15 protein-coding genes and 1 tRNA gene are annotated in these 19,466 nt (G+C 47.9%); 11 read left to right on the top strand and 5 right to left on the bottom strand.

All coding sequences use genetic code 11. The features are described 5' to 3' along the window. Window positions 1-34: 34 nt before the first annotated feature. The 4 genes from rplQ (at window position 35) to ACTJLE_RS02600 (ending at window position 3,270) form a co-directional block, all read left to right on the top strand. On the top strand, window positions 35-469 hold the full coding sequence (gene rplQ, locus ACTJLE_RS02615; RefSeq protein WP_004129014.1) for a 50S ribosomal protein L17: 435 nt from the start codon (window positions 35-37) through the stop codon (window positions 467-469). Between the two features lie 167 nt (window positions 470-636). Next, window positions 637-1,887, top strand: coding sequence for an Mbeg1-like protein (locus ACTJLE_RS02610; protein ID WP_481267325.1), 1,251 nt, complete (start codon window positions 637-639; stop codon window positions 1,885-1,887). A gap of 63 nt (window positions 1,888-1,950) precedes the next feature. Continuing rightward, window positions 1,951-2,883: a tRNA pseudouridine synthase A gene (locus tag ACTJLE_RS02605; RefSeq protein ID WP_481267324.1), complete on the top strand. Its 933-nt coding sequence runs from the start codon at window positions 1,951-1,953 to the stop codon at window positions 2,881-2,883. Window positions 2,884-3,184: 301 nt separating this feature from the next. Continuing rightward, window positions 3,185-3,270, top strand: a tRNA-Ser gene (locus ACTJLE_RS02600). A gap of 598 nt (window positions 3,271-3,868) precedes the next feature. Here ACTJLE_RS02600 and ACTJLE_RS02595 read toward each other — a convergent pair. Further along, window positions 3,869-4,873, bottom strand: a complete 1,005-nt coding sequence (locus ACTJLE_RS02595) for a hypothetical protein (RefSeq protein WP_481267323.1) — start codon at window positions 4,871-4,873, stop codon at window positions 3,869-3,871. Window positions 4,874-4,989: 116 nt separating this feature from the next. Between ACTJLE_RS02595 and nusA the strand changes: the two genes are divergently transcribed. From nusA to ribF, 5 genes are all read left to right on the top strand, one after another. Continuing rightward, complete coding sequence (nusA, locus tag ACTJLE_RS02590) at window positions 4,990-6,072, top strand: transcription termination factor NusA (RefSeq protein ID WP_481267322.1); 1,083 nt, start codon at window positions 4,990-4,992, stop codon at window positions 6,070-6,072. A gap of 128 nt (window positions 6,073-6,200) precedes the next feature. Continuing rightward, the gene (gene infB, locus ACTJLE_RS02585) at window positions 6,201-9,143 is read left to right on the top strand and encodes a translation initiation factor IF-2 (RefSeq protein ID WP_481267321.1); all 2,943 of its coding nucleotides are present in this window, start codon (window positions 6,201-6,203) and stop codon (window positions 9,141-9,143) included. Window positions 9,144-9,145: 2 nt separating this feature from the next. Next, complete coding sequence (gene rbfA, locus ACTJLE_RS02580) at window positions 9,146-9,682, top strand: 30S ribosome-binding factor RbfA (RefSeq protein WP_481267320.1); 537 nt, start codon at window positions 9,146-9,148, stop codon at window positions 9,680-9,682. Between the two features lie 14 nt (window positions 9,683-9,696). Then, entirely contained in the window at window positions 9,697-10,869 is a 1,173-nt protein-coding gene (locus tag ACTJLE_RS02575; RefSeq protein ID WP_481267319.1) for a tRNA pseudouridine synthase B, read from the top strand. 70 nt (window positions 10,870-10,939) lie between these two features. Next, entirely contained in the window at window positions 10,940-12,184 is a 1,245-nt protein-coding gene (ribF, locus tag ACTJLE_RS02570) for a bifunctional riboflavin kinase/FMN adenylyltransferase (protein WP_481267318.1), read from the top strand. Between the two features lie 66 nt (window positions 12,185-12,250). Here ribF and radA read toward each other — a convergent pair whose 3' ends face one another. Continuing rightward, window positions 12,251-13,795 carry a DNA repair protein RadA gene (gene radA / locus ACTJLE_RS02565; protein WP_481267317.1) on the bottom strand — a complete coding sequence of 515 codons (1,545 nt, stop codon included), beginning with the start codon at window positions 13,793-13,795 and terminating at the stop codon, window positions 12,251-12,253. Window positions 13,796-13,939: 144 nt separating this feature from the next. Between radA and ACTJLE_RS02560 the strand changes: the two genes are divergently transcribed. Together ACTJLE_RS02560 and ACTJLE_RS02555 are read left to right on the top strand one after the other, a co-directional pair. Beyond that, a complete protein-coding gene (locus ACTJLE_RS02560; RefSeq protein ID WP_481267316.1) occupies window positions 13,940-14,572 on the top strand; it encodes a hypothetical protein in 633 nt (210 codons plus the stop codon). A 104-nt stretch (window positions 14,573-14,676) separates the two neighbouring features. After that, on the top strand, window positions 14,677-14,766 hold the full coding sequence (locus ACTJLE_RS02555) for a 30S ribosomal protein bS22 (RefSeq protein WP_004268639.1): 90 nt from the start codon (window positions 14,677-14,679) through the stop codon (window positions 14,764-14,766). A gap of 596 nt (window positions 14,767-15,362) precedes the next feature. On the opposite strand, the gene rpiA is transcribed toward ACTJLE_RS02555, so the two are convergent. From rpiA to pgm, 3 genes are all read right to left on the bottom strand, one after another. Next, window positions 15,363-16,061: a ribose-5-phosphate isomerase RpiA gene (rpiA, locus tag ACTJLE_RS02550; protein ID WP_004105437.1), complete on the bottom strand. Its 699-nt coding sequence runs from the start codon at window positions 16,059-16,061 to the stop codon at window positions 15,363-15,365. A 496-nt stretch (window positions 16,062-16,557) separates the two neighbouring features. Continuing rightward, entirely contained in the window at window positions 16,558-17,640 is a 1,083-nt protein-coding gene (locus ACTJLE_RS02545) for a ribonuclease H family protein (RefSeq protein ID WP_481267315.1), read from the bottom strand. A 139-nt stretch (window positions 17,641-17,779) separates the two neighbouring features. Continuing rightward, complete coding sequence (pgm, locus tag ACTJLE_RS02540; RefSeq protein WP_004134346.1) at window positions 17,780-19,453, bottom strand: phosphoglucomutase (alpha-D-glucose-1,6-bisphosphate-dependent); 1,674 nt, start codon at window positions 19,451-19,453, stop codon at window positions 17,780-17,782. Window positions 19,454-19,466 lie beyond the last annotated feature (13 nt).

Below are 19,466 nucleotides of genomic sequence, written 5' to 3'. Positions count from 1 at the left end.
GCCCACCTGAATGATGCGACAATAAGGAGTAATAATGCCTACACCGAAACAAGGCCCTCGTCTGGCTTCCAGCCCGGCTCATGAGCGCCTGATGCTGGCCAACATGGCGACCAGCCTCTTCCAGCACGGTCGTATCGTGACGACGTTGCCAAAGGCAAAGCGTCTTCGTCCGCTTGCTGAGCGTTTGATTTCATTCGCTAAGCGCGGCGATTTGCATTCACGCCGTCGCGTGTTGCGCGTGATTCGCAACAAGTCCGTAGTTCACGTTCTTTTCACTCAGATTGCTGAGCAGATGAAGCAGCGTGAAGGTGGCTACACCCGTATCGTGAAGATTGCTCCACGCCGTGGTGACACCGCTCCTCAGGCTATTATTGAGCTCGTAACTGAGCCAGTAAGCCCAAAGAAGGCTGTTGTGAAAGAAGCTGAAGCAGCTACTAAAGTAGCAGCTAAAGAAGAAGCTGCAGAGTAGTTGGAAATCCAGCTTTACGCATCGGTAAGTAAATCTTAAAAATTAAGCGTTTAATCGCTTCTGTTTAATCGCTTATTTAAAGAATTGCTATAACGGGTCGAGGTTAATTCCTCGATCCGTTTTTTATTTGTATTTTTATTTGTATTTTTATTTATTATTATTAAATTATGTCGAATATTCTTGATTTGTTGCGTAACGATTTTCGCACCTTCGGTCAGCGAAAATTTAATGCTGTAGATGCGCTGATTTTATGCGAATTAGCTTATATAAATATGCCAAAATCCGTGCCTCAATACGATGCAAATTCTAAGAATATTTCGACTGTTCCTATTTCTGAATTGTTGCAGTGTGAATATTTTTCATCCATGTTTTCCTCGGGATCCGTTAAAGTCGACAGATTCCGCAAGAAGCTGCTTTTTGCGGTAGTTGCAAGTCCGCGTTATAGAGGAATGCGCGTAGGGGAGTATCTTGAGCGTTTTGATGAGTCGAATATTGACGAGTATCGCGAGCAGCAGTTTGCTGGCATTACTTTTGACCTTAGCGAGTGCGAGGGAATTGACAATCCGCATACGATTGTTGTGGCGTATCGCGGCACGGACAACACGCTTGTTGGTTGGAAAGAAGATTTTAACATGGCTTTCCGCTGTCCAGTTCCATCGCAAGAGTCGGCGGCGGAATACTTGGATTCGGTAGTTCAGCGCTATAGCAAGAGTTCTTCTAATAAAAACTTTTTGCAAAAACTTTTTGCGCGCTTTAAAAAATCTTCTCCGTCAAATCAAAATAATAGTAGTAATAGTAGTGATAATAGCAAGCCAAATATTATAGTTGCAGGCCATTCAAAAGGCGGAAATATGGCGGCTTACGCGTCTATGCGATTAGACGCAAAAAATGAAGAACTCGGCAATCTTATATCAAAAATATATTCAATGGACGGCCCTAGCTTCGGCTCGGATGTTGTTGATCCGACGGTTTTTGAGCACGTTTCTAGCAGAATCGAAAAAGTTGTGCCGCAGTCTGCTTTTATTGGGCTGATTATGGATACTGGGGTGCCGTATAAAGTTACGACTGCCGATTCTATTGGCTTAATGCAACATTTTGGCATGTATTGGAAGGTTAAGAATGGCGATTTTGATTACTGCGATTGCGTGACTCCGCGCGCGTTGGCAGTTTCTAAGGCTGCGAACGAGTGGATGATGAATTTGCCGTTTGAGGAGCGCAAGCGCAGGATTGACAGCGTTTACAGCATTTTTAGTAATTTAGGTTACCCAACTTTTGATGAAATGGCTTTGCATTGGTCAGAAGTTGTTCCTAAATTATTGAAGGTTGCAATGCATATGGATTCAAAGACTCATGAGCTGATTCGTAGCGTTATGAGTGCTTTTGCGCTTGCGGGTGGGTCTTCGGATAAGAAAAGTTAGTGGAAGTTCTGTTGGAAGGTCTGTTGGAAGGTCTGTTGGAAGGTCTGTTTTGAAAGGTTTTGAATGCGACTTCGCTTAGATTTGGCATATGATGGCGGCGGATTTTATGGGTGGGCTAAGCAGCCGGTTTTGCGCACTGTTCAAGGCGAAATTGAGTCGGCTTTGCACATGGTTTTGCGCGTGCCGGAAGACGATATTTCGCATCCTTTGCGTCTGACTGTTGCGGGGCGCACGGATACAGGCGTGCATGCGTCGCATCAAGTTTGCCATTTGGATGTTTCGGATGATTTGCTGCAAAATTGCATTGGTCATACTGAGCTTGACGCGGTTGGTGCTCTTGAGTACCGGCTGCGTCACGTTTTGCCGCAGGATATTTCGTTACACGGCGTAAGTGTGGCTCCCATTGGTTTTGATGCGCGCTTTTCTGCGCTGGAACGTACGTACGTGTATCGAATTTCGGATGGTTCTTGTAAATCTAATCACGATCCTCGCATGCGCGGATTTGTGCTGCAGCTTGACGATGTGCTGAATGTTGAGGATATGAATGCGGCTGCGCAGCTTATGATTGGGCTTCACGATTTTGGTTCTTTTGCTCGCCCAAATCCCGGAGGCACTACGATTCGCAAGGTTATTGAAGCGCGTTGGGAGCGCATTGGCGAGAGTTCGGAAGATGCGCGCGTTGAGCTTGGCACTGGTTGCGTGCCGCCTGTTGAGCAGGGTTTGATTGAGTTTACGATTGTGGCTGATGCTTTTGCGCATAACATGGTGCGTTCGCTTGTTAACGCGTCTGTGCAAATTGGGCGCGGTAAGCGTTCTCTTGATTGGCTTTACGAGAAGATTAATACGCCGATTCGTGAAGGATCTACGGGTCCTATTGCGCCGCAAGGGTTGACTTTGGAGTATGTGGCGTATCCGCCGGATGATGAACTTGCGTCGCGCGCGGAGCAGATTCGCGCTCGCCGTGATTTGGCTGAGTTTGCGCGACGACCTGCTTGAGCGCATCACAGCGCGCGCGTTTCCTCGTGTTTGTGGACTTGGGTGGTGTGTATGTACACAAATGCGCGCATGGTTCCTCGGTTTTGTGGACTTGGGTAGTGTGTATGTACACAAATGCGCGCATGGTTCCTCGGTTTTGTGGACTTGGGTAGTGTGTATGTACACAAATGCGCGCATAGTTCCTCGGTTTTGTGCGCAACGTCTGCTATGCGTTTCAACGCGCCATGAATTTATATTCGCGGCATGGTTTACAATTGAAAAGTTGCGTTTGTGCGCGCTTTTGTTGCGCCAAATTGCATGTGGATGAATGTCCGAGCGGTCTAAGGAGCACGCCTCGAAAGCGTGTGAGGGTAAAATCCTCCGCGAGTTCGAATCTCGCTTCATCCGCAGAATAATAAGCTTCAAGCGTATTTCGCGCTTGAAGCTTTTTTATTCTGCCGAGCTTTCTCAAAACTGAAAGTGCAGTGCACTTTCAGTGAAAGCGAGGTCTGCCTTCGTCAATAAAGACGAAGGCAGGGCAGGCCAGTGTATTACAACGCAAGCGAGGTCTGCCTTCGTCAATAAAGACGAAGGCAGGGCGGATTGGTTTGGTTGTTTTCGCGCTTTAGGCTTTTTTAATTCGCCGAGCTTGCTCAGGTTGGAAGCACAGTGTGCTTCATGGTTGTATGTAGTTTCGTATTTTTTGTACATCGGATGTACAATTTTTTGTACATTGAATGTACAAAAACTACGATATGCGCAGATTGTGTTCTGCGCGAGGGTCTCTAGTTAGCAGTTTTCGGACTCGCGTGCAGTTTGGTTTCTGCGTTATGGTCTCTTAATCCCGTTCTTCGGACTCGCGTGCAGTTTGGTTTCTGCGTTATGGTCTCTTAATCCCGTTCTTCGGACTCGCGTGCAGTCGTCACGCTGCATTAGTGTCTCATGACCGTTGTTTTCTCAGTTGCCTGGCTGAGTTAGTAACGGTGCTGCTTTTAGTTGAATCTGCTTACTTAAGAATTAGGCTTGTATCTGTTGGGTAGCCGAGTGCGTATGCGCGCAACAATCGCGATGTGATTAGCTTTATTACAGCGTCTTTAAAAGCATTATGCGCTTGAATAGCGGAGTATTCGTATCTTGTTTCGTCGCTATTGTTTTTTGTTTCGCTTCTAGCTTTATTTTCTTCAATAACTATTATTTGATTAAAAGCTTCAAGCTCTTCGCGCGCGCAATCCATATACGCAATTGCCACACTTGGCAAGTCTTTTCCGCTTAACTCATCATGCGCTATTCCGCTTTCTAATACTTTTTGCGGAATATCGTATACTTTTTTGCGCAAATCTGCGCCTTTTGTTGAAGCGTGCATTAAACTTTCTGCATTACTCGCTGCTATATCGCTATATTTCAACGATATTCCGGGAACTTTTTTTGCAGCTAAAGTTTGTAAAATAAACGAAAGTTTGTCTTCTGCTGCAGCTGCTTGAGCTAGTGGATGATGCGTCCATTTAAAGTTTTCGTAATGATCTAAAACTTCGCGCAGTTGAATATATGAATCGTATTCTTCTTGTTGAGTTTGTTGAGTTTGTTGTGTTTGTTGAGTTTGTTGAGTTATTGAATTTTTGTCTTGTGATGATTCGTTTGCAAGCATTGCCCATTGCGCTTGTGCGCTATACACAATACTTTCGCTTAATCTTCCAGGGCATTGTTGAGCTACAATTTTCCAGTTTTCAGCAGCATCTTTCCACACTGATTTTTCTGATTTTTCTGCGTTCGTTGCGTTTTTTGCGTCGCTATTAATCGCATGCTGATTTTTTTGAGCAATCCTGTACGCTTTTGCGCAAGTATTTTCGGGAGCTGCAGTGTGATTCGTATGATCTACATGAATGTTTTGCAATGTGCCACAAGCGCTTAACATAGATGTTGACGATGCGCAAAGAATAAAAACAAATATTATAGTAATCTTGCGCTTTGCGTTCTTGAGCACGGCTTTTAACAAAACATAAAGTGTCTGCATAATCTACTAAAATAGCCACTGACTGTGACCAATATTCGCATTATAAGTAATTGCGTAATACTAGTTGCAAAAATAATAATCATAAATGAATGCGTTATAACGAGAGGACGTGCGCGATGGAATTGGATTTGGCGGGAATGCATCAGCTTGCGGCACAGCAGGGGATTAATGCCGAGGAGCTGGACGAGGCGCTCGCCGAGGCCTTGCGTCTTGCGTATATGAAAACCGCTCATCCTGCAAAGCATGTGCGAGTTGAATTGGACGAACGCGCAGGTTCGTTCACTGTGTGGGCTAGGGATGAAATTCCTGGTGAGCCTACTGAAGATAACCCGTATCCGGCGCCAACGCTGGGCGAAGAGTATGATGATACTCCTCGCGATTTTGGCCGTCTTGCGGCAGCAACAGCTCGTCAAGTTATTAGTCAAATCTTCCGTAAGGCAGAAGACGATCGCGTATTTGGTGCGTTTTCTGGTCAAAAAGGCAAGTTGATTAACGGCATTATTCAGCAGGATGCAAAAGATACTACTAATATTCACGTTGCTGTTGGTGATGTTGAGGCTATTTTGCCGCGTCGCGAGCAGGTTCCGGGGGAGCGTTACCGCCACGGTGAGCGCATTCGTGTGTATGTTGTTAATGTTGCGCGTGGTCTTCGTGGACCAGAAATTGTGGTTTCTAGGTCGCATCCTGAATTAGTTCGTCGCTTGTTTGAGCGTGAAGTTCCAGAGCTTGTTTCTGGTGCTGTTTCGATTATGGCGATTGCTCGTGAAGCAGGAGCGCGCACAAAGATTGCAGTGCGTGCAAATACTGAAGGAGTTAATCCAAAGGGTGCTTTGATTGGCCCTGGTGGTTCTCGCGTTCGTGCTGTAATGGAGAACTTGGGTCAAGAAAAGATTGATATTGTTGATTGGTCAGATGATCCAGCCAAGTTTGTTGCTGCAGCGCTTTCTCCTGCAACTGCTACGCAAGTGCAAGTTGTGAGTGAAAAGAATCAGACTGCGGTTGCTTTTATTCACGATGCTCAGCTTTCGCTTGCTATTGGCAAGGAAGGCCAGAATGCTCGTTTGGCTGCAAAGTTGACTGGTTGGAAAATTGGTATTGAATCGGCTGAAGAGCATGCTAAGAAGGTTGCTGCAGCTCAAGCACAGAGCGTGCAAGATGCACAAAATGCACAATCTGAAGCTGATTCTGCTAATGCTTAATTCTGCTAATGCTTAAATAAGTTGATTAGTTGATTAGTTGATTAATAATTAACTTAAATAAGCTAAGCTCGCAATAATGTAAAGTGGCTGCGCACGCTAGCGTTGCCACAGATAGAGGAGAACACTGGGTGGTTAAAAAGCGCGTGTATGAACTGGCCAAGGAATTTGGCGTAGACAGTAAAACCGTGTTGGAGCGTTTGAAGAGCATGGGTGAATTTGTTAAGTCTGCTTCTTCAACAGTTGAGGCTCCAGTAGTGCGTCGTTTGCAATCGGCGTTAGAAGCAGATGGTAATCAATCTGCTAAATCTTCGAACGCATCTAAAGCTAATGCTGCGAAAGCGAAGTCTCAAGTTGCGTCGCATAAAGCGGCTGCAAATTCCGCAAATTCTGCATCTTCCGCGGATACAACTGCTGCTTCTGCTGCTTCTGCCGATTCTGCAGCTTCTGCGTCTCCTGCAAATTCTGCAGAAAAACGTGAGCATGCTGCAAATGCACATAATGCACCAAAGCCGGGTGTAAATCAGCCTCGTCAAAATCATAATTCTCGTGCAGCTGGTTCTGAAGCTAAGGGCGGCGAGCGTCGTAAAGAAAACCGTGAAAACCGCGAAAACCGCGGCGAGTCCAAGCAAAAGGCACAGGGTCAGTCTCAAGGCCAGTCGCAGTCTCGCGGCGATCGTTCGCAAATGCCTCCACGTCCACGTCCTCATCAGGGCGCTCAGGGCGCAGGTGCTGCAGCTCCACGTCCAGGCAATAATCCGTTTAGCCGTAAGCAGGGCATGCACGCTCCAACACCTGGAGATATTCCTCGTCCTCATCCAATGTCTCGTCCAGGCGCACAAGACGGCCGTGGTGGTCGTCCAGGTCAAGCCGGTAACGCTTCTGGTGCAGGTGCAGCAAATGGCTCTCGCAGCGAGCGCGGAAATCGTTCTCGCGGCGGCCGTTCAGGTCAAGGTCAAGGCGCAGGGCGTTCTTCGCAATGGTCGGGTCAGCGTCGTGGCGGTTCAGGCAGCGGTGCAGGATCCGCTTCGAGCCGTCCGTCTGCAGAATCTCGTTTTGCAGCTCAAGGCGCAAGCTTCCAAGCTGCGGCTGCCGGCGCTCCTAATGGTGGCCCATCTCGCGGCGGCGGTCGCGGTAGGGCTGGTGCTGCAGGCGCATTCGGTCGCCAGGGCGGCAAGTCCTCTAAGGCTCGTAAGAACCGTTTAGCGAAGCGTCGTGAATACGAAGAGCTTAAAGCACCAGTTATTGGCGGTGTGCGTATTCCTTCGGGTAATGGCGCTACGATTCGTTTGCGTCAAGGCGCAACTCTTTCTGACTTGGCAGAAAAGATTGATGTCAATCCAGCAGCTTTGGTAACTGTGCTCTTCCACTTGGGCGAAATGGCAACTGCTACGCAGTCTTTGGATGAGTCAACATTCCAGATTTTGGGTGAAGAAATCGGCTGGAATATTAATATTGTTTCTGCTGAAGAAGAAGATAAAGAGCTTTTGCAGCAATTTGACATCGATTTGGATGAAGAAGAGTTGCAAGAAGATGACGATTTGCAGCCTCGTCCGCCTGTTGTTACCGTTATGGGTCACGTTGATCACGGTAAAACTCGCTTGCTCGACACAATCCGTAAGTCGAATGTTATTGATCGCGAAGCTGGCGGTATTACGCAGCGAATTGGTGCTTACCAAGTAACTGTAAATCTTGAAGGCAAGCCTCGTAAGATCACATTCCTCGATACTCCAGGCCACGAAGCATTTACTGCTATGCGTGCTCGCGGTGCTGAGCTTACAGACGTTGCAATTCTTGTTGTTGCAGCGGACGACGGCGTTATGCCTCAAACTGTTGAAGCAATTAACCACGCTCAAGCGGCTCACGTGCCAATTGTTGTGGCTGTGAACAAGATTGATGTTGAGGGTGCAAATCCAGATAAGGTTCGCGGCCAGCTTACTGAGTACGGTTTGGTTGCTGAAGAGTACGGCGGCGACACCATGTTTGTGGATATTTCTGCAAAGCAGGGCACTAACGTCAATAAGCTTCTTGAAGCCGTTTTGCTTACTGCTGACGCTGAGCTTGATCCTAAAGCAAATCCAAATATGGATGCTCGCGGCGCAACTATTGAAGCTCGACTCGACAAGGGTCGCGGTGCTGTTGCTACTGTTTTGGTACAGCAGGGTACTCTTCACGTTGGTGATTCTATTGTTGCCGGCACTTCTTACGGCCGCGTGCGCGCTATGCTCGACGAAAACGGCAACCACTTGCAAGATGCTCTTCCATCCACTCCTGTTCAGGTGCTTGGTTTGACTTCTGTTCCAACCGCAGGCGACTTGTTCTTGGTTACTTCCGACGACCGTTCTGCTCGTCAAATTGCGGAAAAGCGTGCAGCTACTGAGCGTGCAGCTCAGCTTGCGAAGCGCCGCAAGGTTGTGTCTCTTGAAAGCCTTAAGGAACAGTTCGCTAAGTCTGAAGTTGATATGCTGAACATTGTTATTAAGGGTGATTCTTCAGGTTCTGTGGAAGCTTTGGAAGATTCCTTGATGAAGATTGAGGTTTCTGAAGAAGTTGGAATCCAGGTTATTCACCGCGGTGTTGGTGCAATTACTCAGAACGATGTGAACTTGGCAACAGTTGATAAGGCTGTGATTATTGGCTTTAACGTTCGTCCAAACCGTCAGGTTGCTGATTTGGCAGAGCGCGAGGGCGTGGAAGTTAAGTACTACTCCGTTATTTACAAGGCAATTGAAGATATTGAAGCTGCTTTGAAGGGTATGCTTAAGCCTGAGTTTGAAGAAGTTGTTACTTCGCATTCCGAAATTCGCGAAATCTTCCGTTCTTCCAAGTTCGGCAATATTGCTGGTGTTATGGTTCAAGACGGCGAAGTCAAGCGCGGTACGAAGTGCCGTATTTTGCGCGACGGCGTTGCTACAGTCAACGACCTGGAAATCTCCAGCTTGCGAAGGTTTAAGGACGATGTGCAATCCGTCAGCGAAGGTTACGAAGCTGGTATTAACCTTGGAAGCTTCAACGACATTGAGCTTGGCGACATAATCGAAACCTTTGAAATGAAGCAGATTGAGCGCAAGTAATTATGGCAGGAACAAATCCTAGAGCTGCTCGTATTGCAGCATTAATTCAGCGCGTAATCGCCTCTAATATGGAATCGCAATTGCACGATAAGCGACTTTCTAGCGTGACTATTACGGAAGTGCGTGTTACTAACGATTTGCAAATTGCAAAAGTTTACTGGACTCAGCTTGGTCACGCTGGAAAAGAGCAGGGCGAACGTCAGCGTGCAGCTCAAGCTTTGCAGCAGGCTCACGGACGTTTGCGCTCTTTGGTTGGTGCGAAAGCTGGGTTGCGCTTGACTCCGCAATTGCAGTTCGTTTATGACGAAGTTCCTACGGAAGCGCATGAGATTGAGGATATTCTGGTTGCTGCTCGTCGTCGTGACGAAGAGTTAGCTAGAATGCGCGAAAATGCTAAGTATGCTGGCGAATCGGATCCTTATAAAAAGCCGCATGAAGACGATGAAGACGATGAATCTGATGACGACTTTGAAGAGGATTTTGAGGACGAATCTTCTGAAACTGAAGAATCTGAAGAATCCGACGAATCGCGCGAATAAAATCTCAATTTAATATGACGCAATTCATTCCATCTTCCGGCCTTTTACTTGTAGATAAGCCGCAGGGAGTTACAAGTCACGATGTAGTTTCCTGCGCGCGTCACCTTTTGCACACGAAGCGAGTAGGTCATGCTGGAACGCTTGACCCTATGGCAACAGGCTTGCTAATCGTAGGTTTTGGCAACGCAACGCGCTTGCTCAACTACATGCTAGGTAACAGCAAAACTTACGAAGCAATAATTCGTTTGGGAGAAGCAACTACCACAGATGATGCTGAAGGCGAAGTTTTGCAGCAAAGTGAGCTACAAGTGGGGCCGGGAGTTATTGCAAAATCTGCAGATGATTTGCTTAGTGCGCTTCTTTCTGAAAGCAATTCTTGCGATAATTCTTGCGATAATTCTTGCGATAATTCTTGCGATACAAATCTTATAAACCAAGCTTTTAAGCGCATTAAGCAAGTTATTAAAGAAAACTTAACTGGCAAAATCATGCAAGCTCCAACAGCTTTTTCTGCAATTAAAATTAACGGTCAGCGAGCATACGATTTAGCTCGCGAAGGAAAAACAGTTGAGCTTGAGTCTCGCGAAATAACAATTAGCGATTTTTGTGTTGCTAATCCTTGTATTTCGCGCGGAAAAAGTGGCAGAAAAGTATGCGATATTACCGCGACTGTTTCTTGCAGCAGCGGCACATACATTCGTGCTTTAGCGCGCGATTTAGGGCGTTTGCTTGGAGTTGGTGGGCATCTTATTTCGCTTCGTCGCACAAGCATTGGCGATTTTTCAGTAACAGATCCTCGCGTTCTTAAACTTCGCACGGAAACTCGCGAATTTACCGACCGCAATGGTGAGCTTCAAAAGCGTGCGAAAGCAGTTACGCAAGATGATTTTGATGCGGATAATATGCTTCCTAATTTTTGCTTAAATATGATGGAAACTTCCGAGCATACTCTTCCAACAATTTGTATTAGCGAAACTCAAGCTCAAGACTTGCGTTTCGGGCGTTGGATTTCGCTTGAAAATACTTTAGATTTCGCAAAATATCCTGCAATAGCATACGCTAATATTGCAAATACGAATGAACACGACGTAGTTGCGGTAGTTGAGCAAGCAAAAAATAGCAAAACTAATCAAATCAAACCAATTGTGGTATTTCCGGCAAGCCAGAAGACTGGTAAACTGTATTAAGGATTGAAAATAAGGAATTACGCAAGACGTATTGCGTACGTAAAGCTTCAACGCGGATAGTAAGGATATCATGAAGGTCATCGACATTCGACCAGATGCTAACGGCATGATTAATTGGCCAACGCTAAGTGCAGAACGTAAAGCGGTTGTTACCATTGGTGCATTTGATGGTATGCATAAGGGGCATCGTGAGGTTATTCGCCGCACGGTGGATATTGCGCACCGTCATGGCGCATTTTCAGTTGTGATTATGTTTGATCCGCGCCCGAGCGTTGTGCACGCAAACCCAGATTTGTATGACGACTTTGGCGACATGAACATGGAGCTTCCGGAAGATCCGGATGAGCTTACGAGCGTGCGTCAGCGTTTGCGCGTAATGTCCGAGCTGAATGTTGATCACGTTGTTATTGTGCGATACAGCCTCGCTTTTGCTGCAAAATCGTACCGTTTCTTCTTAGGTCAGCTTGTAGGAAAGCTTGGTATGCGCGCGTTAGTGCTTGGTTCGGATGCTGCTCTTGGCGCTCGCCGTGCTGGAAATATTCAAGCTATTCGCGAATTGTCGCAAGCAACAGGCGTTTTTGAGCTTATTGAAATTGAAGATTTAGGTCCGGAAGATGTTCGCGTGCCAGATCCTATTGTTCGCGAAGTTCCTGAAAGCGATGGGGAGCCGGCTGATCCTTCCGATGGCATGAATAAGGCGGAGTATCGCGCTTGGAGCAAGAGCATGCAAAATAAGAAGGTGCGTGCTTGGAGCTCAACTAATGTGCGCTGGATGCTTGCAACTGGGCGAGTTAAGGCGGCTCGTGAGATTTTGGATCAGCCGCATCGCGTTGAAGGAACCGTCGTTCATGGAGATGAGCGCGGACGCGAGCTTGGATTCCCAACTGTAAATCTTGGCGGCAAAATCGAAGGCTACGTGCCTGTTGATGGCGTTTATGCCGGCTGGGTTGTTGATTTGGATTCAGATAATAAAAACGATATGCGCGCAACGAAGAATGCTGTGCCGGATGTTAGCGTTTTGCGTCGCGACGAGCTTCATTTGGGTGTGCATTCGCCTTGGCGCTGGCCTGCTGCGATTTCGATTGGCACGAAGCCAACATTTAATCAGGACGGCGAAGAAGAAGCGCAGCATACTGTTGAAGCGTACGGATTGTTCGACGATTGGAAGGATTTGTACGGACATCGCGTGTGCATTGAGTTTGCTAGCTTCTTGCGTCCGCAGCGCACTTTCGATTCGGTTGATGAGTTGAAAGATATGCTTAAAGCTAATGTTGAAGAAGTTCGCGCGATTACTAGTGCCGAAGCTGAAGTTTGATTGCTGATTTTGCGCTGATTCTTGCGTTTGATTACGCTTGGTTGCGCTTGGTTGCGCTTGGTTGCGCTAAAGCCCAAGCGCTTGCAACGCATCGCGCACAGTACTTACTTCAATAATCTCCAAGCCCGGAATATCAATCTTCTTTCGCGCTTGACTTCGCACTTGACTGCGCATTTGGCACACAACAGCACGCTTGTATCCTATACGCGCTGCCTCACGCAACCGAGGCTCAATTCGTGGCACAGGACGCACCTGTCCTGTTAAACTAATCTCACCAATCGCACACGTAAAAGGCTTAATCGGCTTATTTTTCGCAGAACTTGCCAAAGACGCAACAATCGCAACATCGCAAGCAGGCTCTTTTGCAAGCGCTCCAGCAATAGTAGAAACGTAAATATCTTTCGCTAAAAGATTTAATCCACCATGTTTATATAAAACTGCCGTAAGCATTGCGATTCGATTCGCATCTACTCCCGAAACTGCGCGTCTAGGAGCTGGCAAAACCGAATTTGTAACAAGCGATTGAATCTCAATAGGCAAACTTCTGTGGCCTTCAAGCGTAAACGTTACGCAAGTGCCTTCGTTTTTAGAATCACTGTTAGAAGAATCGCTGGAATCGCCGCTATAATCGCCGCTAGAACTCAAAAACAGCCCAGAAGGATCCGGCACTTCCTCAATTCCCTCACCGCTCATATCGAAGCAACCAACTTCGTCAGTCGGCCCAAAACGATTCTTCACAGCTCTAAGCATGCGCAACGCAGTCTGCGTATCTCCCTCAAACTGGCATACTGTATCAACTAAATGCTCAAGAGTTCGAGGACCTGCAATCGAACCATCTTTAGTAACGTGCCCAACTAGCAAAATCGGAATATTATTAGCTTTAGCAACATCAATTAATGCGCTCGCAACTTCGCGCACTTGCGTAGAGCCGCCGGTAATGCCATCAACGCCTTGTGCCACAATCGTTTGCGCAGAATCAACAATCGCAAGCGTTGGATGATGCGCTTCAATAAGATCCAAAGCTGTGTCTAAGTCGCCGGTTGTGGCAAGTAGCAAGTGGTCGTTTACGGCGTTAATTCTGGAGGCTCTTAGCTTTACTTGAGATGCCGATTCTTCGCCGGAAATGTATAAAACTGGGGGATTTCCATTTGATTTCGCTTGTTTTGCAATATTTGCTGCGGATTCTAAAAGAAGAGTTGATTTGCCAATTCCAGGCTCGCCTGCAATAAGCGTTACGGAACCGGGCACGAGGCCGCCGCCTAAAACGCGGTCGAATTCGCCGAAGCCTGTGTGAATGCGCATTGCGTCGTCGGCTTTGATTGCGGTTATTGGTTGCGCTGATGTTGCGTATGTTGTTGCGGCTGCGGCTGTATTTCTTGTACTTGCTGCACTTGCTGCATTTCCTGCACTTACCGCACTTCCTGCACTTCCTGCACTTACTGCGCGCGTCATCCTCGATGCGCGAGTTGTTCTAGACAATCCGCTGACTTTCGCTTCTCGAAACTCGTTTACAGTACCCCACTCGCCGCACTCAGGGCAACGGCCGTACCATTTTGAACCGCTCCATCCGCATTCGGAGCATAAATAGTGTAGGGGAGATTTACTAGCCATATCTAGAAGCTATACGTTTTCAAAGACAATGACGTTTTCAAAGACAATGACGCGCTGATTTGCAACGGGATTTGCAACGGTTAAAACGTTTTATTAAGCGCGCCGAGCGTCATCATGATGTGACATAATGCAAGTATGTCGAATATGAATGCTTCAAATATGAATGCGTTAAATACGAATGAGCAAAATGCTCAGAATCCCGCACATAATAAGCTATTTGCAGTATTAGCTTCTGCTACTGTTGTAGTAGTGTTGGCGCTGCTTTCCGCTTTTGTGTGGCCGGGGTGGGCGCTTAATCACGAAACTGTTGCAACTAAAAGCAATGTTGCTATGCCGAAAACGCCTTCTATACAGGCTAAGCCTTTGCCGGCTTCATCAACTGCGCTTTTAAAATCTATGCCAGATACGGTTCTTGATTTTGCGCGAGTGGATGCAATTCCTAGCGCGAATTGGACTGAATCTTCGCCGCTGGAAGAGTATTCCGTAAAATATTCAACCGGACAAGCCAATTCTGAAGTATCTGTAACTGTTGCGCAATGGTCTAATCGCGACTCCGCAAATAAGCAATACGAGACTTTAGTCGACGGCCTTAAGGGTTCCGACGTTGCAAGCGGCAAGATTCAAGTTGCTGGTAAAACTGTTGGTAGCTACGTATTGCGAACTGCGGAAAACGATAAAACGCAAGCAAGCGCATTGTGGCAAAACGATACTGCTGTTTTTGAAATTACTGGACCTAAGCAAGCGGTGGAGCGTTTTTACCACAACTTCCCAATGTAAATTTCTTCAAAAAGAACTGTTATTAATTACGATACTGTTCAAAGTCGTCAAAACGGTGTAACATTAGGCAAGTTGCACACTTTAGATATGAATGGAGGCTTCAGATGGGTTCTGTCATCAAGAAGCGCCGCAAGCGGATGAGCAAGAAGAAGCACCGCAAACTGCTGCGTAAGACTCGTCACCAGCGCAAGTAATTGCTTTAGTTGCTTTTATAATTGCTTTTTGCAATGCGTTGATGCGTGTCTGAACGTTTAGGCACGTAATACTTTTGAAGCGTCGGATTTTCCCGGCGCTTTTTTTATATCTATTTATTTATTTATTTATTGCGCGGCTTGTCTTGAGGCCTTCATGCAGTTGGCGTACTGCGCGCAGGTCTGAAGATTGGTGTTATTCGACCTTCGCGCAGATTGCGTTCTGCGTTATGGTCGAAATGCTGGCGGAATGCGGCTTTCGCGCAGCGCGACGACGTGCCTGAGCGCTTAAAGTGTAGCGCGCGAAGGCAACTCGGAGCGGAAACTCGCTTAAGTTGGAAGTCCAGTGGACTTCCAACGCGAGTTTCGTAAGCGAGCTAACAAGCGAGCGCTAAATAACCAACTAGAGACATTCGTGCAGATTGCGTACTGCGTTATGGTCTTTGGCTGTTGATTATCGGACATTCGTGCAGTTGGCGTACTGCGTTATGGTCTCTTTCGTGCACTCGCGCCACACCAAGCAAGAACTCGCGCCACAATAAAAAAGTAGAGCCCGCATGCGGACTCTACTTGCGATTGCTTAGTTGCGATTAGTTTCGTTACTTATTTGGGTTGGTAAGCGTGCGAGGGCCGTTAGGATCGCCAACGATTACCGTGTCAACCATGTTCAAGAACAAGCCGTGTTCTACGACGCCGACTGTTTCAATCAAATCCTTCGCAAGCTCTTGCGGATGCTCAATGCGCTCCATGTGCAAGTCAACCACGAAGTTGTTTTCGTCGGTACGCACTTCCTTGCCGTCCGCGTCAAGACGCAAAACCGGCTTGTAACCGCGCTTTTCGAACTTACGAATCACTTGCGCGGAACCGAATGGAATCACCTCAACTGGAAGTGGGAACTTGCCAATCGTGTCAACAACCTTGCTTGCGTCCACAATCCACACAATGCGGTCGGAGTTAATGGCCACGATCTTTTCCCAAAGCAGAGCCGCGCCGCCGCCTTTAATGCCGTTGAAGTTCTTATCGACTTCGTCGGAGCCGTCGATTGTGACGTCAATGTGGTCTACTTCGTTAATGTCGAGAATCTTAATTCCGTAGCCTTCAGCCTGCTCCTGCGTGCGGCGAGAAGTTGTGACGCCTGTAAAGCTTAAGCCTTCTTCCTTAACCCTGCGGCCAAGCTCGTCTACCAAAAAGCGCACTGTAGAGCCGGTGCCGAGGCCAACCATCATGCCATTCTTTACAATCTTTGCGGCTTCAATGCCAGCTGCCTTTTTAAGCGCATCTTGCTGTGCTTTATCCATTATTCCTGCTTTCTTATATTTTATTTTGTTATTCCCGAGTTCGCCGATGAACTTCCATCGCATTTGCGGGAGAGGCTTTTACGCTCTATGCTTTTGCGCTTTTATGCGCGCCTCATTTTCTTACATCTCCATATTAGTCTGCGTGCAGATTTTTGAACTGAGCGAGAACGCTTGCACCCTCCAAATGTGATATAGATTCCTCGCGTTTGGAGCGTTATGTCAGTCTAAACCCTCCAAATGTGGGATAAGTTGCGCGCGTTTGGAGCGTTACGCAACGAATAGCCCTCCAAATGTGAGATAGATTCCTCGCGTTTGGAGTGTTATGTCAGTCCAAATCCTCCAAATGTGGGGTAAGTTGCGCGCGTTTGGAGCGATTCGTGACGTTAAACCCTCCAAATGTGAGATAAGTTGCGCGCGTTTGGAGCGTTACGCAACGAATAGTCCTCCAAATGCGGGGTAAGTTGCGCGCGTTTGGAGCGCCACCGCAAAAAATAACCTATGAAAGGTAGAAGGCGGTTGGAGATAAGTGTAAGGTGCCGTCGGGCTCGACGTATCCGCTCACGTTGATTGTGCCGGAAATAAAGCGCGGCTCGCCCGTAAAAGTTGGGCTTGTGTTTGGCGGGGGAGTGAACTGCAGCACGCCAGAAACGGTTAAACCGGGAACGGGTTTCGGCGTCTTTTCTGACTCGCGCGCTTCGTTCGCTTTCTTCGTATCGTTCGCTTCATTCGACTCGTTCGCGTCGTTCGTATTGCGCGCTTCGTTCGCTTCGTTCATTTCGTGCGCTTCATTAGTATCTTGCGATTTTTGCGCATCGTCTTCATTATTTTCGGCAATTTTAGACTCGTCACGAGTTTCTGCAATATCGCGATTTTCTACTTCGCTGCTATCTTCGTCGCTAACTTCTTCGCTAGTTTCCGCAATATCCTTATTCGAATCTTCCGCAAAATCGGGATTCGTATCTTCTCCAACCGCGCGATCAATATGATATTCAGCCGCGGAAATCTTCCCTTCCAAAAGCATTTTCGCGTCAATTGGCACATCCGTACCTTCCGCATATTCCGAAGAAAGAAGCGACTTCCACCCCTCCAAAGGCAAGTATCCGCTATTTACTCCGCTTCTGCAATCTTCCGCGTAGCCGCGCGCTAAAGTATCAACCTTCTCGTTGCCAGCGTTTCCAGCATGCCCTTTAACCCACACGAATTTTACAGCGCCCTCGCGCTTGGTGATTTCCGCGTCAATTGCGCGAATCAAATCGGCATTTTTTACCGGCTCTTTTTTAGAATTCTTCCAACCGTTCTTTTTCCATCCGTGAATCCACGTAGTTGCGCAATTGATTGCGTATTGCGAATCGCTTTCGATTGTAAGCGGCTCGCTGCCTGGATGCGCGCGTAAAGCTTCTAAAACTGCGCATAATTCGCCGATTTGATTTGTGCCGTTAGTAGCACCACCTGCATCCGCGTTGCCTGCATGATGGTGCTCGCTAGCGTTGCCAGCTTCGTCTGTGTGGTCTGCCCAAGCCCAACCCATTGAACCGTTTGGATTTCCCAGAGCTGAACCATCTGTGGAAACAACAATCATGGCAAACCTTTCAAAAAAATACGCTGGTTGCAAAACTGCAACCAGCGCCATTAGCTTTTGTTTTGGGAGACTTCCATTATATGCCAAGGCCTAGTCAATTACGCTAAGCCCTAGCCATTTACGCTAAAGCCCTAGTCAATTACGCTAAAGCCTTGTCGACTACGGCAGTTGCTTCTTCAAGCACCTTGTCGAGTGCTTCTGGAGAAACGAAGGATTCTGCGTAAACCTTGTAAATATTTTCGGTGCCGGATGGGCGAGCGGCGAACCAGTTGTTCTTGGTCGTCACCTTCAAGCCGCCAATCTTTGCGCCGTTTCCAGGAGCTTCCGTAAGCTTTGCGGTAATATCTTCGCCGGCAAGCTTAGTTGCTTCAACATCGTCGCCGCTCAAAGCTGCGAACTTCTGCTTCTGCTCAAGCGTGGTTGGGGTATCAACGCGCTTGTACCAGCTTTCGCCAAAGCGAGCAACCTGGTCTTGGTGAAGCTGAGCTGGGTTCTTGCCAGTCTTTGCAGTAATTTCAGCCGCGAGCAGGTCTGGAATCAGGCCGTCCTTATCGGTGGTCCACACGCGTCCGTCCTTGCGCAAGAAGCTCATTCCGGAGCTTTCCTCGCCGCCGAAAGCAACTTCGCCGCTAAAGAGCGGGTCAACGAACCACTTGAAGCCAACTGGCACTTCCACAAGCTTTGCGTTAATAGAAGCAGCCACGCGGTCAATCAAGGACGAAGACACAAGCGTCTTGCCGATTGCCGTATTCTTCGGCCAATCTGGGCGAGCGCCGCCGAACAAGTACTCCACGCACACTGCAATGTAGTGGTTCGGGTTCATAACGCCCCAGTTCGGGCACACAATTCCGTGGCGGTCGGCGTCCGGATCGGTGCCGCCAACCAAATCGTACTTATCCCAAGCGCCGGCGTTAAGCTGGTCAACCAAGCCCTTCATTGCGTAAGGGGAGCTTGGATCCATACGAATCTTGCCGTCGTGGTCAATCGTCATGAATCGCCAAGTTGGGTCAACTTCTGGGCGCACAACGCCAATATTCAGGCCGTACTTTTCGTTCATAAGTGGCCAGTAATTTACGCTTGCGCCGCCCAAAGGATCGATTCCCAAGCGCACGCCGCTGGAGCGGATAACGTCGAAGTCGATTACGTTTGCCAAGTCGCTTACGTAATGTTCGCGGTAATCGAAGCCTTCTACTAAGTCAGATTTGATTGCTTCTTCGAATGGCACGCGCTTTACGGACTTGTAGTTGTCGAGTAATTCGTTTGCGCGAGCTGCGATTGCGTTAGTTACGTCTGCTGGGGCAGGGCCGCCAGTTACAGGATCGTACTTAAAGCCGCCGTCGGTTGGTGGGTTGTGCGAAGGGGTGACGACGATGCCGTCAGCCAAGCCGTCGCCGCTAAAGCGCTGAGTGCCGTCGGCTGCGCGGTTGTGCGTCAAAATAGCTTGAGACACAACAGGAGTTGGCACGAAGTCGCCGCGAGAATCCACGCGAACGTGAACGCCGTTAGCAACCAAAACTTCGATTGCGGTTTTTTGAGCAGGCTCGGAAAGCGCGTGCGTGTCGCGACCGATATAAAGTGGGCCGGTTACGCCAGCTTTTTTGCGATATTCGGCGATGGCTTGGGTGATTGCCACAATATGAGCTTCGTTAAACGAAGTCTTCAAAGCGGAACCACGGTGACCGGACGTGCCGAAAATCACGCGCTGTTCTGGAATATTGGAATTTGGAACTTCATCGTAGTACGCGCCGACCAAAGCGTCGACATCGACTAGATCTTCTGGGGTGGCGGGCATTCCCGCATTTTTTGCTACCATAATTTTTTATTTT

The organism is Gardnerella sp. CCPDSM (genome assembly GCF_056754715.1).
Note: the sequence above shows the minus strand (reverse complement) of the source record. Positions and strands in the feature narration are given on the sequence as shown.

What these genes read in the sequence shown, in the direction of transcription:
- rplQ (WP_004129014.1), top strand. Translation starts at nt 35, where the DNA reads ATGCCTACACCGAAACAAGGCCCTCGTCTGGCTTCCAGCCCGGCTCAT.
- ACTJLE_RS02610 (WP_481267325.1), top strand. Translation starts at nt 637, where the DNA reads ATGTCGAATATTCTTGATTTGTTGCGTAACGATTTTCGCACCTTCGGT.
- ACTJLE_RS02605 (WP_481267324.1), top strand. Translation starts at nt 1,951, where the DNA reads ATGCGACTTCGCTTAGATTTGGCATATGATGGCGGCGGATTTTATGGG.
- ACTJLE_RS02595 (WP_481267323.1), bottom strand. Translation starts at nt 4,873, where the DNA reads ATGCAGACACTTTATGTTTTGTTAAAAGCCGTGCTCAAGAACGCAAAG.
- nusA (WP_481267322.1), top strand. Translation starts at nt 4,990, where the DNA reads ATGGAATTGGATTTGGCGGGAATGCATCAGCTTGCGGCACAGCAGGGG.
- rbfA (WP_481267320.1), top strand. Translation starts at nt 9,146, where the DNA reads ATGGCAGGAACAAATCCTAGAGCTGCTCGTATTGCAGCATTAATTCAG.
- ACTJLE_RS02575 (WP_481267319.1), top strand. Translation starts at nt 9,697, where the DNA reads ATGACGCAATTCATTCCATCTTCCGGCCTTTTACTTGTAGATAAGCCG.
- ribF (WP_481267318.1), top strand. Translation starts at nt 10,940, where the DNA reads ATGAAGGTCATCGACATTCGACCAGATGCTAACGGCATGATTAATTGG.
- radA (WP_481267317.1), bottom strand. Translation starts at nt 13,795, where the DNA reads ATGGCTAGTAAATCTCCCCTACACTATTTATGCTCCGAATGCGGATGG.
- ACTJLE_RS02560 (WP_481267316.1), top strand. Translation starts at nt 13,940, where the DNA reads ATGAATGCTTCAAATATGAATGCGTTAAATACGAATGAGCAAAATGCT.
- ACTJLE_RS02555 (WP_004268639.1), top strand. Translation starts at nt 14,677, where the DNA reads ATGGGTTCTGTCATCAAGAAGCGCCGCAAGCGGATGAGCAAGAAGAAG.
- rpiA (WP_004105437.1), bottom strand. Translation starts at nt 16,061, where the DNA reads ATGGATAAAGCACAGCAAGATGCGCTTAAAAAGGCAGCTGGCATTGAA.
- ACTJLE_RS02545 (WP_481267315.1), bottom strand. Translation starts at nt 17,640, where the DNA reads ATGATTGTTGTTTCCACAGATGGTTCAGCTCTGGGAAATCCAAACGGT.
- pgm (WP_004134346.1), bottom strand. Translation starts at nt 19,453, where the DNA reads ATGGTAGCAAAAAATGCGGGAATGCCCGCCACCCCAGAAGATCTAGTC.